The following is a 13,593-nucleotide window of genomic DNA, read 5'->3' on the forward strand; positions in this document are numbered from 1 at the left end:
CCGGCCGCAGGATTACTCCGGCTTGGCGATGCCCCGGCACTCCGGGCAGCTGCCATAGATCGCCAGCGCATGCTCGACGATCGTGAAGCCGTGTTGCTCTGCAATCATCTGCTGGCGCTTCTCGATCTCGTCGTCGTAGAACTCTTCGACGCGGCCGCAGGTGACGCACACCAGGTGGTCATGGTGGGAACCGGCGTTGAGCTCATAGATGGCCTTGCCGGTCTCGAAATGGTTGCGGTTGAGCAGGCCGGCCTGCTCGAACTGGGTCAATACGCGGTAGACGGTCGCGAGGCCCACGTCCATATTGTCAGCAAGAAGGATCTTGTAGACGTCTTCCGCCGTCAGATGCCGTACGGAGCTGTTCTGGAAGATTTCCAGGATTTTCAGTCGTGGCAGCGTGGCCTTGAGGCCGCTCGCCTTCAGGTCGGTCGGGTTGTTACTCATGTTTGTCACTCGAATATTGGCGGAGTGCTTTATGATATAGCGTTTTGAAAGCTCCCGCTCGAACGTATTGAGGTTAACTATGCCTGTCAAACAAGCCGTATTCCATCGATTCTCCGCCAAGGCGGCGCTGGCGGCGGGCCTCGCCTGCACCTTGACGCTGTCCGGCTGCGCCTCCTGGCGCAACCAGACGCGTCCGGCGCCGCCGGTGGCGACGGATGCGGCCGCCAGTGCGTCCGACGCGGAAAAGTCGGCCGCCATCGCCAATGCCGGCGCCCAGACCGTCCAGGCGACGCGCCTGCAGCGCTTCCTGTGGATCTTCTCGCCTTATCGTCCAGACATTCAGCAGGGCAACTTCGTCTCGCAAGAGATGCTGGACCAGCTCAAGGCCGGCCAGACCCGCGACCAGGTGCGCTTCCTGCTCGGTTCGCCGCTGCTGATGGATGCCTTCCACGCCGACCGCTGGGATTACCCGTTCTACCTGGCGCGCGGCAATGGCGAGCTGACCACCAGCCGCGTGACCGTGTTCTTCAAGAACGACGTGGTCGAGCGTTTCGAGGGCGGCAACCTGCCGAGCGAGCGCGAGTACATCGACCGCATCGCCGGTCCAGCCAAGAAGAAGTCGGAGCAACTGCCTCCGAAACCGGCCGATGCGCCGGCTGTACAAATTAATGCGGGCAACACCGAACGTCGCCCAGGAACGCCATAATGACCATGTTGAATATCGCCGTTGCCGGCGCCAGCGGCCGCATGGGCCGCATGCTGATCGAAGCCATCCAGGAAGCGCCCGACATGCGCCTGGCCGGCGCCCTCGACGTCCCGGGTTCGCCCTTCATCGGCCAGGACGCGGGCGCCTTCGCCGGCATCCTGACCGGCGTGGTCATCGAAGACAGCATCAAGCACGGCCTGCACAATGCCGACCTGCTGATCGACTTCACCCGCCCCGAAGGCACCCTGCAGCACCTGGAATACTGCGCCGCCAACGGCAAGCAGATGGTGATCGGCACCACCGGCTTCGACGAGGCCGGCAAGGCCGCGATCCGCGCCGCCGGCGAAAAAATCGGCATCGTGTTCGCCCCCAACATGAGCGTGGGCGTGAACGTGACGCTCAAGCTGCTCGAAATGGCCGCCAAGAGTTTTTCGGAAGGCTATGACATCGAGATCGTCGAGGCGCACCACCGCCACAAGGTCGACGCGCCGTCCGGCACCGCCCTCAGGATGGGCGAAGTGATTGCCGACGCCATTGGCCGCGACCTGAAGGAATGCGCCGTCTATGGCCGCGAAGGCGTCACCGGCGAACGCGATCCGTCGACCATCGGTTTCGCCACCGTGCGCGGCGGCGACGTGGTGGGCGACCATACCGTGATGTTCCTCGGCACCGGCGAGCGCATCGAGATCAGCCACAAGTCGAGCAGCCGCGTGACCTATGCCCACGGCTCGCTGCGCGCGGCGCGCTTCCTGGCGGACAAGGCCAACGGCCTGTTCGACATGCAGGACGTGCTGGGCCTGAAGGACAAATAATGGCCGTGGCAGAACTGAACGGCGCCCTCATCACGGACGAAGCGTCGTTCCACCAGCAGAGCCGCGAGGCCTTCGGTTTCCCGGCCTCGTATGCGGACAGCATCGACGCCTGGGTCGACTGCATGAGCTATCTGCGCGACGACGAGAACATGACCAAATTTAAGCTCAAGCCGGACGAGATGCTCGAAATCGTCATCCTCGAGGCCGACAAGATGAAGGCGGCGGCGCCCGACCTGCTCGAAGAGCTGAGCTATTGCGTCGGCGGCATCAACGAGCGCTATGAGGACTACGGCGAAAAGCCGGCGCTGGAACTGGTCCTGCGCTGATCCTCGAAGGCAGCGTTCAACGCGACGCTGCCTTTTTTGCATTTTCCCTCGCGCACCGCGCCGTCGCCGCAGTGCAAAATGAACGGGTTATAATGACCGGTTCCACCTTCCACATTACGTCTGCAGAATCATGCAAGAAAAATATAGTCCAGCCGAAGTAGAACAGGCCGCCCAGGCCTACTGGAAGTCGATCGACGCCTACAAGGCCGTCGAAAACGACCCGCGTTTCCCCAAAGGCAAGTATTACGCCTGCTCGATGCTGCCTTACCCATCGGGCAAGCTGCACATGGGTCACGTGCGCAACTATACGATCAACGACGTGATGTACCGCTACCTGCGGATGAACGGCTATAACGTCCTGATGCCGATGGGCTGGGACGCATTCGGCATGCCGGCCGAAAACGCGGCGATGGCCAACAACGTCCCGCCGGCCGAATGGACGTATTCGAACATCGCCCACATGCGCGGCCAGATGGAATCGATGGGCCTGGCGATCGACTGGTCGCGGGAGATGACCGCCTGCAAGCCGGACTACTACAAGTGGAACCAGTGGATGTTCCTCAAGATGCTCGAGAAGGGCATCATCTACCAGAAGACCGGCACCGTGAACTGGGACCCGATCGACCAGACCGTGCTGGCCAACGAGCAGGTCGTGGACGGCCGCGGCTGGCGCTCGGGCGCGCTGATCGAGAAGCGCGAGATCCCGATGTACTACGTGCGCATCACCGACTACGCCGACGAGCTGCTCGACCACGTCGACAACAAGCTGCCGGGCTGGCCGGAGCGCGTGCGCACCATGCAGGCCAACTGGATCGGCAAGTCGACCGGCGTGCGCTTCGCCTTCCCGCACACGATTGCGGGCGACAATGGTGAGCTGATCAATGATGGCAAGCTGTACGTGTTCACCACCCGCGCCGACACCGTCATGGGCGTGACCTTCTGCGCCGTGGCGCCGGAACACGCGCTGGCCCAGCACGCGGCCCGCAACAACCCGGCCCTGCAGGAATTCATCGCCGAGTGCAAGATGGGTTCCGTGATCGAGGCCGACATGGCGACCATGGAGAAGAAGGGCATGCCGACCGGCCTGTTCGTCACCCATCCGGTCACGCAAGAACAGATCCCGGTCTGGGTCGGCAACTACGTCCTGATCACCTACGGCGACGGCGCCGTGATGGGCGTGCCGGCGCACGACGAGCGCGACTTCGGCTTCGCGAAAAAATACAACCTGCCGATCAAGCAGGTAGTGGCGGTCGAGGGCCAGGAATTCTCGCTGGAAGCCTGGCAGGAGTGGTACGGCGACAAGGAAAACGGCCGCACCATCAACTCGGGCAAGTACGACGGCCTCGATTACATCTCGGCCGTGAACGCGGTCGCGGGCGAACTGGCAGAACAGGGCCTGGGCGAAAAGAAGACCACCTTCCGCCTGCGCGACTGGGGCATCTCGCGCCAGCGCTACTGGGGCACCCCGATCCCGATGATCCATTGCGGCGAGTGCGGCTCGGTGCCGGTCCCCGAGGCCGACCTGCCGGTCGTGCTGCCGGAGCACCTGGTCCCGGACGGCACCGGCAATCCGCTGAACAAGGACGAAGCCTTCCTCAAGTGCGACTGCCCGCAATGCGGCAAGCCGGCGCGCCGCGAGACCGACACGATGGACACCTTCATCGATTCGTCGTGGTACTACATGCGCTATACCTCGCCGGGCTCGAACGAGGCGATGGTCGACGCCCGCAACGATTACTGGATGCCGATGGACCAGTACATCGGCGGCATCGAGCACGCCGTCATGCACCTGCTGTACGCGCGCTTCTGGACCAAGGTGATGCGCGACTTCGGCCTGGTGAAATTCGACGAGCCGTTCGTGAACCTGCTCACCCAGGGCATGGTGCTCAACGAGACCTATTACCGCGAGGACGCCGCCGGCAAGAAGACCTGGTTCAACCCGCTTGAGGTCGAGCTGACTTTCGACGACAAGGGCCGTCCGCAGAACGCGGTCCTGAAGGCGGATGGCCAGCCGGTGGAAATCGGCGGCACCGAGAAGATGTCGAAGTCGAAGAACAACGGCATCGACCCGCAGGCCCAGATCGAGCAGTACGGCGCCGACACCGCGCGCCTGTTCACAATGTTCGCCTCGCCGCCGGAGCAGACCCTGGAATGGTCGAACAGCGGCGTCGAAGGCGCCAGCCGTTTCCTGCGCCGCGTGTGGGCCTTCGGCTACGCCCAGCGCGAACGCATCGCGGCATCGTTCAACGGTGAAGCGCAGGGTACGCTGAACGACGACCAGAAGACGCTGCGCCGCGAAGTGCACAAGGTGCTGCAGCAGGCCGACTACGACCTGAAGCGCATCCAGTACAACACCGTGGTCTCGGCCTGCATGAAGATGCTCAACACCCTCGAGTCGGCGAAGCTGGACGACTCGGCCGCCTCGAACGCGATCGTCGCCGAAGGCTTCTCGATCTTCCTGCGCCTCCTGAACCCGGTCGCGCCGCACATCACGCACGCGCTGTGGCAGGAGCTGGGCTTCGCCGCCGCCCATGGCGACATCCTGAACGCCGCCTGGCCGCAGGTCGATCCGGCCGCGCTGGAGCAGTCCGAGATCGAGATGATGATCCAGGTGAACGGCAAGCTGCGCGGCTCGGTCAAGGTGCCGAAGGAGGCCGACAAGGCCGCCATCGAAGCCGCCGCGCTGGCTTCCGAAGCGGTGCAGAAGTTCATCGAAGGCACGCCGAAGAAGGTCATCGTGGTGCCGGGCAAACTCGTCAACATCGTGGTGTAAGGATCAATATGTCGAACAAGACCCTGGTGCGTGCGCTGGCGGCGCTCTTGATGGCAGGCGTGCTGGCAGGCTGCGGCTTCCAGCTGCGCGGCAGCGACGGCCAGTACAACCTGCCGTTCCAGAGCATCTGGCTGTCGTTCAACGAGTCTTCGCCGCTGGGCACGGAGCTCAAGCGCAACCTGCGCGCGGGCGACACCGTGCGCATCGAGACCGACGCCTCGAAGGCCCAGACCCTGTTCGACGTGATCAGCGAAACGCGCGGCAAATCGATCCTGTCGCTCAACAGCCTGGGCCGGGTGCGCGAGTACTCGCTCAGCTACACCCTGGTGTTCCAGGTGCGCGACGCCAACAATCGCCAATTGCTGGCGCCGACCGAGATCACCCTGCGCCGCAACATCGCCTTCGACGAATCGCAGGTGCTGGCCAAGGAATCCGAAGAAGCGCTGCTGTACCGCGACATGCAGTCCGACCTGGTGCAGCAGATCCTGCGCCGCCTGGCGGCGATCAAGCCGGCATAAGGAAACCAGTACCGATGCAGTTGCGGCTCGAGGCGCTCGACGGCCATCTGAGCAAGGGCTTGGCGCCCTTGTACGTGATCACCAGCGACGAGCATCTGCTCGCGCTGGAAGCGGCCGACCGGATCCGCAAGACGGCGCGCGCGCAAGGGTATACCGAGCGCGACGTGCTCACGGTCGAGCGCAGCTTCAAGTGGGGCGAGCTGCTGGCCGCCAACCAGGCGCTGTCGCTGTTCGGCGACAAGAAGCTGATCGAGCTGCGCATCCCGACCGGCAAGCCCGGCAAGGACGGCAGCGCCGCGCTGCAGAGCTACGCGAAAGACCTCAGCCCCGACAACCTCACCCTGATCACGCTGCCGAAGCTGGACTGGCAGACCGCCAAGTCGTCATGGGTGACGGCGCTGCAGCAGTCGGCGGTCTATATCGAGATCCCGAACGTCGAACGCGCCCACCTGCCGGGCTGGATTGGCCAGCGGCTGTCGAGCCAGGGCCAGAGCGCCGAACGCCAGAGCCTGGACTTCATCGCCGACCGGGTCGAGGGCAACCTGCTGGCGGCGCACCAGGAAATCCAGAAGCTGGGGCTGCTGTACGAACCGGGCAAGCTCAGTTTCGAGCAGGTGCACGACGCGGTGCTGAACGTGGCGCGCTACGACGTGTTCAAGCTGTCCGAGGCGATGCTGGGCGGCGACCCGGCGCGCCTGGCGCGCATGCTCGAAGGATTGAAGGGCGAGGGCGAGGCGCTGCCGCTGGTGCTGTGGGCGGTGTCCGAAGAGATCCGCACGCTGCTAAAATTAAAGACCGGCATGTCGCAGGGACGCCCGCTGGGCGCGCTGCTGAAGGAATACCGGATCTGGGGGCCGCGCGAGCGGATGATGGAGCCGGCGCTGCGCCGCGTGTCGCTGGGCACGCTCGAGGCGGCGCTGCAGGACGCGGCGCAGGTCGACCGCATGGTCAAGGGCTTGCGCGCGAAGGGGTTCGCGGGCGATGCGTGGGATGCGATGCTGCAGCTGGCGTTGAAGGTGGCGCGCTAAGACAGCCGCTTTCGATACGGATGTGCATCGCTCGGCGCGCCTGATCGATAACGCAACGGGAATACGATGGACATCACCGCACACATGCACCAACTTGGCCGCCAGGCCAGGATCGCCTCGCGCGCCATGGCGCGCGCCGACACGGCCACCCGCAACCGCGCACTGGAGCTGATCGCGACCGCCATCGAGCGCGACGCCGGGTTGCTGCGCGCGGCCAATCAAAAAGACCTGGACGCCGCGCAGGCCGCCGGCCTGGCCCCGGCCCTGATGGACCGCCTGGCGCTGTCGGATGGCGCCATCGCCACCATGGTCGCCGGCCTGCGCCAGATCGCCACCTTGCCCGACCCGGTCGGCGAGATCTCGAACATGAAGGTGCGTCCGAGCGGCATCCAGGTCGGCCAGATGCGCGTGCCGCTGGGCGTGATCGGCATCATCTATGAAGCGCGCCCGAACGTGACGGTCGACGCGGCGGGCCTGTGCATCAAGAGCGGCAACGCCGCCATCCTGCGCGGCGGTTCGGAAGCGATCCACTGCAACCGCGCGCTGGCCAAGCTCGTGGCCGAGGGCCTGGCGGGCGCCGGCCTGCCGCAAGATGCCGTGCAGGTGGTCGACACGACCGACCGCGCCGCCGTCGGCGCCCTGATCACGATGCCGGAATACGTGGACGTGATCGTCCCGCGCGGCGGCAAGGGCCTGATCGCGCGCCTGATGAAGGAAAGCACGGTGCCGATGATCAAGCACCTGGACGGCATCTGCCACGTCTACATCGACGACAAGGCCGACGTCGAGAAGGCGCTGGCGGTGGCGTTCAACGCCAAATGCCACCGCTACGGCACCTGCAACACGATGGAAACCCTGCTGGTCGCGCGCGGGATCGCCCCCACCGTGCTGCCGCGCCTGGCCGCGCTGTATGCGACCAAAGAGGTCGAGCTGCGCGCCGATGCCGAGTCGCGTGCGATCCTGGCCGGCTATCCGCACCTGGCCAACGCGAGCGAAGAGGACTGGAGCACCGAATACCTGGCGCCGATCCTGGCGGTCAAGGTGGTGGCCGATATGGATGAAGCGATCGACCACATCACTGCCTATTCGTCGAAGCACACCGAGGCCATCGTCACCGAGGACTACACGAGCGCCATGCGCTTCCTGCGCGAAGTAGACTCGGCCTCGGTGATGGTGAACGCCTCGACCCGCTTCGCCGACGGCTTCGAATACGGCCTGGGCGCCGAGATCGGCATCTCGAACGACAAGCTGCACGCGCGCGGCCCCGTCGGGCTGGAAGGACTCACGTCGCTCAAGTACGTCGTGTTCGGGCACGGCGAAGTTCGTCAGTAATCAACAACAACAAGGAATCGCATGTACCTCTGGATCAAAGCCCTGCACATCGTCTTCATCGCCTCGTGGTTCGCCGGCCTGTTCTACCTGCCGCGCATCTTCGTGAACCTGGCCCAGGAAACCAACCCGGCCGCGCTCGAGCGCCTGCAGGGCATGGCGCGCCGCCTGTACCGCTTCACCACGATCCTGATGGTGCCGGCGCTGCTGCTCGGCCTGTGGCTGGCAATGATGATCGGCATGAAGCATGGCTGGCTGCATGCGAAGCTGCTGCTGGTGGTGCTGGCGATCGGCTACCACCACGCTTGCGGGTCGATCCTCAAGAAATTCGAGCGCGGCGTGAATACGCGTAGCCATACGTGGTTCCGCTGGTTCAATGAAGTGCCGGTGGTCCTGCTGCTGGTGATCGTGATCCTGGCGACGGTCAAGCCGTTTTAAGACGCGGCCTGTGCACGTCGTCCCCGCGAAGGCGGGGACCCAAGGTGCTCGCTCAGCCATTTACGCATGCGTTGATGGCTGCGCATAAGACTTGGGTACCCGCCTTCGCGGGTACGACGGAGCAGGTGGCAATAACTAATCTAACGGTCATCCGGCAACACGGCTGACGCGTTATCAACACAGTTTCATCAACGGACAAAGGGTTCCCCTCATGGCTTCCTATTTTTGCCCATGCCCACGCGGCATGGAAGCGGCGCTGGCCGAAGAACTGGGCGAGATCGCCCAACTTTCCACCACCTTCAAGGTGCACAACCAGGTGCCGGGCGGCGTGCACTGCTCGGGCACGATGCAGGACGCCTGGCTGGTCAACCTGCATTCGCGCATCGCCTCGCGCGTGCTGATGCGCATGGGTCAACGCAGCTACAGCAACGAAAACGACATCTACGACCTGGTGCTCGAGCAGCCCTGGGAAGACTGGTTCGGCCCCGACCACACGATCCGCGTGGACGTCACCGCCGTCAAGTCGCCGCTCAAGAGCCTCGAATTCACCACGCTCAAGATCAAGGACGCGATCTGCGACCGCTTCCGCGACCAGTACAACAAGCGTCCCTCGGTCAACACGCGCGAGCCGGACATGCGCATCGTCGGCTTCCTCGACCAGCGCAACTTCATCATCTACCTCGACACCTCGGGCGAAGCGCTGTTCAAGCGCGGCTGGCGCGAAGAGACGGGCGACGCGCCGCTGCGCGAAAACCTGGCCGCGGGCCTGCTGCGCGTCTCGGGCTGGAAGCCGGGCGTGCCGCTGTTCGACCCGATGTGCGGCTCGGGCACGATCCTGGTCGAGGCGGCCCAGATGGTGCAGGGCATCCCGCCCGGCGCGCGCCGCCGCTTCGCCTTCGAACAGTTCGCCGACCACGACCGCCAGGCCTGGGCCGCGATGAAGGCCGCGATCAAGCCCAATCCGCTGCCGAGCGAGCCGACCATCTTCGGTTCCGACATCTCGGGCGACATGGTCGCCATGACGCGCCATAACCTGAAGGTGGCCGGCATCCTGTTCGACGTGCCGCTCAAGCAGATCGAGGCCCAGCACGTGTCGGCGCCGACCGCGCAGCCGGGCATCCTGCTCACCAACCCGCCGTACGGCGAGCGGATCGGCGTGCGCGGCGACAGCACCGTGCCGCAGGACGAGATGGCGCTGGGCTTCTACTCGGCCTTTTCCACCACGCTCAAGCAGCGCTTCGCCGGCTGGACCGCTTATCTGTTCACCGCCGATCTTGGCTTGCCCAAGATGCTGCGCCTGAAGGAATCGCGCAAGACGCCGTTCTTCAACGGCGCGCTCGAATGCCGCCTGTTCCGCTTCGACATGGTGGCCGGTTTCAACCGCCGCGAGGGAGCAACACCGAGCAAAACCGAAACAGGACAGAACTAAACTGGATTAACGATGCTGCCGCCAACCGACCCGCCCGATCTTCCCAAGGACCCCGTCACCCCGGTTCCACTTCCCACTCCCCACAAGATCGCGATGCTGTCGGCCGGCGGCCTGGCGACCCTGCTGGCGGCCCTGTCGATGCTGGGGCCGTTCTCGATCGACGCCTATCTGCCGGCCTTCCCGCAGATCCAGGCCGAGCTGCGCGCCACCCCGCTCGAGGTGCAGCAGACCCTGACCGCGTACATGCTGGCCTTCGCCGGCATGGTGCTGTGGCATGGGGCGCTGTCGGACGCCTTCGGGCGCCGCAACGTGATCCTGGTGGCGCTGGTGGTGTTCGCGATCGGCACCTTCGGCTGCGCCTCGGCCTCCTCGGTGCATTACCTGTGGGTGTTCCGCATCATGCAGGGCGTGTCGGCGGGGGCCGGCGTGGTGGTGGGACGCGCCATCATCCGCGACCTGTATTCCGACACCGCGGCGGCGCGCCTGCTGTCGATGGTGACCATGATCTTCTCGATCGCGCCGGCCATCGCGCCGGTGGTGGGCGGCTGGATCGTGCTGTGGTTCGACTGGCGCGCGATCTTCCTGGCGCTGTGCATCTACACCGTGCTGCTCGGCTGGTTCTGCTGGAAGCACCTGCCCGAGACCATCCCCAGCACACAGCGCCAGCCGTTCAACCCGCGCTTCCTGGCCAAGAGCTATGGCGCGATCTTCAGCTCCTTCCTGTTCCACATGAAGGCCGGCGTGACCGCCCTGAACTTCGGCGGCCTGTTCCTGTACATCGCGGCGGCGCCGGTCATGCTGCCCGAAAGCCTGGGCCTGGGACCGTCGCAGTTCGCCTGGCTGTTCGTGCCGACCGTGAGCGGGATCTTCCTCGGCTCGCTGATGGCCAACCGCCTGGCCGGCAGGATGGACTTCGCGCGCCAGATCCGCATCGGCTACTTCTTCATGCTGGGAGCGGTGACCTTCAACGTGACCTACCACGCCTTCCTGCCGCCGGCGCTGCCGTGGACGGTGGCGCCGATGTTCTTCTTCACCTTCGGCAGTTCGCTGATCGCGCCCGGCGCGACCCTGCTGGCGCTCGACCTGTTCCCGCACATCCGCGGCACCGTGGCCTCGTGCCAGTCCTTCGTCTCGACCCTGCTCGGCGCGGTGGTGGCCGGCGCGGTCGCCCCGGCGCTGTCGCACTCGGTGCTGGCGCTGGCCGTCGGCCAGATGTTCTTCGTGCTGGTCTCGCTGGCGTTCTGGGACACGGCGCGGCGCCACCGGCGAAAATTGCGGGCGCGGGGGCAACACGTTCCCTGAGCGTGAACCCGGCGAACGCCGGGTTTTTTTGTGCCTGAATTTTACGATTTTTTATGCAACAGTCGTATCGATGCAACAAGCATATGTCTCATTTCACTCTGCCATACAGTTAGAGCCTGCCCTCGGCAAGAGTTATTACTGTAACTATTGTTCCTGATCGGAAATGTATATATGCTACGATACGCGTTTTTACATCTGGAGCAGAGGGCAAGTTACTCGCCTGTTCCATTGACTGAAGTGCTAGATGTTGTGGCAGGCCTCCCCCAAGGGCAACGCCACCAACCAACCTTCGACAAGTGGCGCCGTGCTAGAAAACATGCACCAATCCGACCAGGACATCCGCAATCGCTTGCTGATTGCGCGTCTGCCGGCCATGCCGCAGATCCTGGTCAAGCTGATCGAGCATCTGCAGGCCGACGACCTCGGCATGCCGGAGCTTGCCGCCCTGATCGCGAAGGATGCCGGCATGACCGGCAAGCTGCTGGCGGTCGCCAACAGCTCCGCCTACCACCGCCACTCGCGCAGCGCCGACCTCGAACAATCGCTGGTGGCGCTCGGCACCGACATGATCAAGACCCTGGTCATCAGCGATTCGGTGTTCCAGACCTTCAACAGCTTCCCCCATTCGAACAGCACCGACCTGCGCGCGTTCTGGAAGCATTCGCTCAGCGCGGCGGTGCTGGCGCGCGACGTGGCGCGCGCGCTGGGTTACGCGCATCCCGAAGAAGCCTACCTGGCCGGCCTGCTGCACAACGTGGGCCGGCTGGCGCTGCTGGCCGCGGCGCCCAAGGAATACGGCTTCAACTTCACCGCGCGCGATGACGACGACCTGTGCGCGGTCGAGCAGCGCACCCTCCAGATCACCCACACCGAGGCCGGCGCCTGGCTGATCGAGCGCTGGCAGCTCGATTCCTTCCTGGCCGACGCGGTGCTGTACCACCACGAACCGAGCGAACGGCTCGAGTCCAGCCATCCCCTGATCCGCATCGTGCGCCTGGCGCACGTGCTGTCCCATCATGCGGACGATGCGACGATGGTGTTGGAAGCCAGCGCGCTGTGCGGCCTCGACGCCGGAGACGCGGCCCAGCTGGTGGAGAAGGCCGCGCGCCAGGTCGAGCAGGCCGCCGCCCACCTGGGCATCGACCTGGCGGGCGCCGACGACATCCTGAGCCCGCCGGCCTACGCGCCGCCAGCGCCCGTCGATCCGGTGCAACAGCGCCTGAACGAGGAAGTGCGCAATATGGTGCTGGTGTCCGAAGTCGGCCAGAGCCTGGCGCGCCAGCAGGGCGAGTCCAGCCTGCTGGACGCGATGACGCGCACCGCGCGCATCCTGTTCGATTTCGACAGCGCCGTGGTGCTGCTCGAGAACCCGACCGGCCAGCTGCTTGCCGGCGCGCCGACCTTCGGCGCGCAGCGCATCGCCGAGTTCACGCTGCCGCTGGCGAAAGGCGGTCCGGTCGCGCGCAGCGCGCTGGAACGCCGTCCGGCTTTCGTGCAGCGCGCGCGCCACCACGACCAGCTGGGCCTGGCCGAGGAGCAGCTGCTGCGCATGCTGGGCACCGACAGCCTGGTGGTGGTGCCGCTGGTCGCCGGCCCGCGTTGCCTGGGCGTGCTGATCGGCGGCGTGCCGGGCTGGCAGCTGCCGCATTGCCAGCGCCGCGAGCGTTTCATGCAGGCCTTCGGCGCGCAGGCCGCCGCGGCGCTGGAGAACCTGCTGCTCGAGCGCGGCCACGCGCGGCGCCAGCTGGCCAGCGTGGCCGAGGAATTCCGCGACGCCTCGCGCCGCGTGATCCACGAAGTGAACAATCCACTGGCGATCATCAAGAACTACCTCAGCGTCCTGGACGGCAAGCTGGCGCGCCAGGAGCCGGTGGGCGGCGAGCTGTCGATCCTGAGCGAAGAGATCGACCGCGTCGGCCAGCTGATCGGCAGCCTGGCCGACCAGCGCACGCCGGACGCTGCTCCGCGTCCGCTCGACGCGGCCAAGGTGGTGGACGACGTGCTGCGCCTGTTCCGCGGCAGCGGCTACGTGCCGGCCACGACCCAGGTCGTGGCGCGCATGGAAGGCGATGGCGCGATCGAGGGCGATCCCGACCTGCTCAAGCAGATCCTGGTCAACCTGGTCAAGAACGCGGTCGAAGCCCTGGGCTCGCGCCCGGCGGGGCGCATCGAGATCGTCAACCGCGGCCACGTGAACCGCGAGCGCCGGGTCTACCTGGAACTCGTCGTCAGCGACAACGGCCCGGGCCTGTCGCGCGAGGTGCTGGCCAACCTGTTCTCTCCGGTCAGGAGCGCCAAGGACGGCCTCGAGGCCGGCGCCAACCGCGGCCTTGGCCTGTCGATCGTCCACGGCCTGGTCAAGCAGCTGGACGGCCACATCGCCTGCCGCAGCGGCAGCGCCGGCACTTCCTTTGAAATCCTCCTGCCGGCGTGGTCCGGCGCCGGCGCGGCCCCCGCGCTCCCGGCGCGCGCCCTCGGTTCCGCTTGA

General features: G+C 65.5%; 12 protein-coding genes. 11 read left to right on the top strand and 1 reads right to left on the bottom strand.

The window, feature by feature from the left end; translation table 11 throughout:
* Positions 1-12: 12 nt before the first annotated feature.
* The gene (fur, locus tag HMPREF9710_RS06090; RefSeq protein ID WP_005664829.1) at positions 13-444 is read right to left on the bottom strand and encodes a ferric iron uptake transcriptional regulator; all 432 of its coding nucleotides are present in this window, start codon (positions 442-444) and stop codon (positions 13-15) included.
* A 79-nt stretch (positions 445-523) separates the two neighbouring features.
* Here fur and HMPREF9710_RS06095 point away from each other — a divergent pair, with 79 nt between their 5' ends.
* The 11 genes from HMPREF9710_RS06095 (at position 524) to HMPREF9710_RS06145 (ending at position 13,593) form a co-directional block, all read left to right on the top strand.
* Positions 524-1,150 (top strand): outer membrane protein assembly factor BamE, encoded by a 627-nt coding sequence (locus HMPREF9710_RS06095; protein ID WP_005664831.1) that lies wholly within the window; start codon positions 524-526, stop codon positions 1,148-1,150.
* Positions 1,150-1,962 carry a 4-hydroxy-tetrahydrodipicolinate reductase gene (dapB, locus tag HMPREF9710_RS06100; protein ID WP_005664834.1) on the top strand — a complete coding sequence of 271 codons (813 nt, stop codon included), beginning with the start codon at positions 1,150-1,152 and terminating at the stop codon, positions 1,960-1,962. Before HMPREF9710_RS06095 ends, dapB begins: the two co-directional genes overlap by 1 nt.
* On the top strand, positions 1,962-2,288 hold the full coding sequence (locus HMPREF9710_RS06105) for a barstar family protein (protein WP_005664835.1): 327 nt from the start codon (positions 1,962-1,964) through the stop codon (positions 2,286-2,288). The genes dapB and HMPREF9710_RS06105 overlap by 1 nt, the downstream gene beginning before the upstream one ends.
* Before the next feature lie 130 nt (positions 2,289-2,418).
* Entirely contained in the window at positions 2,419-5,061 is a 2,643-nt protein-coding gene (gene leuS / locus HMPREF9710_RS06110) for a leucine--tRNA ligase (protein WP_005664837.1), read from the top strand.
* An 8-nt stretch (positions 5,062-5,069) separates the two neighbouring features.
* Positions 5,070-5,579, top strand: coding sequence for an LPS-assembly lipoprotein LptE (locus tag HMPREF9710_RS06115; protein WP_005664839.1), 510 nt, complete (start codon positions 5,070-5,072; stop codon positions 5,577-5,579).
* Positions 5,580-5,593: 14 nt separating this feature from the next.
* On the top strand, positions 5,594-6,607 hold the full coding sequence (gene holA, locus HMPREF9710_RS06120) for a DNA polymerase III subunit delta (RefSeq protein ID WP_005664841.1): 1,014 nt from the start codon (positions 5,594-5,596) through the stop codon (positions 6,605-6,607).
* A 66-nt stretch (positions 6,608-6,673) separates the two neighbouring features.
* Positions 6,674-7,939 carry a glutamate-5-semialdehyde dehydrogenase gene (locus HMPREF9710_RS06125; protein WP_005664842.1) on the top strand — a complete coding sequence of 422 codons (1,266 nt, stop codon included), beginning with the start codon at positions 6,674-6,676 and terminating at the stop codon, positions 7,937-7,939.
* 21 nt (positions 7,940-7,960) lie between these two features.
* A complete protein-coding gene (locus HMPREF9710_RS06130) occupies positions 7,961-8,374 on the top strand; it encodes a CopD family protein (RefSeq protein ID WP_005664844.1) in 414 nt (137 codons plus the stop codon).
* Between the two features lie 211 nt (positions 8,375-8,585).
* On the top strand, positions 8,586-9,803 hold the full coding sequence (locus HMPREF9710_RS06135) for a THUMP domain-containing class I SAM-dependent RNA methyltransferase (RefSeq protein WP_005664845.1): 1,218 nt from the start codon (positions 8,586-8,588) through the stop codon (positions 9,801-9,803).
* A 12-nt stretch (positions 9,804-9,815) separates the two neighbouring features.
* Complete coding sequence (locus tag HMPREF9710_RS06140; protein WP_005664847.1) at positions 9,816-11,105, top strand: multidrug effflux MFS transporter; 1,290 nt, start codon at positions 9,816-9,818, stop codon at positions 11,103-11,105.
* A 316-nt stretch (positions 11,106-11,421) separates the two neighbouring features.
* The gene (locus HMPREF9710_RS06145; RefSeq protein ID WP_040775130.1) at positions 11,422-13,593 is read left to right on the top strand and encodes an HDOD domain-containing protein; all 2,172 of its coding nucleotides are present in this window, start codon (positions 11,422-11,424) and stop codon (positions 13,591-13,593) included.

It is taken from the genome of Massilia timonae CCUG 45783 (assembly GCF_000315425.1).
GTDB lineage: Bacteria > Pseudomonadota > Gammaproteobacteria > Burkholderiales > Burkholderiaceae_D > Telluria > Telluria timonae.

Excerpts from the sequence above, each read along its gene's own strand:
- fur (WP_005664829.1), bottom strand. The coding sequence starts at position 444 with ATGAGTAACAACCCGACCGACCTGAAGGCGAGCGGCCTCAAGGCCACG.
- HMPREF9710_RS06095 (WP_005664831.1), top strand. The coding sequence starts at position 524 with ATGCCTGTCAAACAAGCCGTATTCCATCGATTCTCCGCCAAGGCGGCG.
- dapB (WP_005664834.1), top strand. The coding sequence starts at position 1,150 with ATGACCATGTTGAATATCGCCGTTGCCGGCGCCAGCGGCCGCATGGGC.
- HMPREF9710_RS06105 (WP_005664835.1), top strand. The coding sequence starts at position 1,962 with ATGGCCGTGGCAGAACTGAACGGCGCCCTCATCACGGACGAAGCGTCG.
- leuS (WP_005664837.1), top strand. The coding sequence starts at position 2,419 with ATGCAAGAAAAATATAGTCCAGCCGAAGTAGAACAGGCCGCCCAGGCC.
- HMPREF9710_RS06115 (WP_005664839.1), top strand. The coding sequence starts at position 5,070 with ATGTCGAACAAGACCCTGGTGCGTGCGCTGGCGGCGCTCTTGATGGCA.
- holA (WP_005664841.1), top strand. The coding sequence starts at position 5,594 with ATGCAGTTGCGGCTCGAGGCGCTCGACGGCCATCTGAGCAAGGGCTTG.
- HMPREF9710_RS06125 (WP_005664842.1), top strand. The coding sequence starts at position 6,674 with ATGGACATCACCGCACACATGCACCAACTTGGCCGCCAGGCCAGGATC.
- HMPREF9710_RS06130 (WP_005664844.1), top strand. The coding sequence starts at position 7,961 with ATGTACCTCTGGATCAAAGCCCTGCACATCGTCTTCATCGCCTCGTGG.
- HMPREF9710_RS06135 (WP_005664845.1), top strand. The coding sequence starts at position 8,586 with ATGGCTTCCTATTTTTGCCCATGCCCACGCGGCATGGAAGCGGCGCTG.
- HMPREF9710_RS06140 (WP_005664847.1), top strand. The coding sequence starts at position 9,816 with ATGCTGCCGCCAACCGACCCGCCCGATCTTCCCAAGGACCCCGTCACC.
- HMPREF9710_RS06145 (WP_040775130.1), top strand. The coding sequence starts at position 11,422 with ATGCACCAATCCGACCAGGACATCCGCAATCGCTTGCTGATTGCGCGT.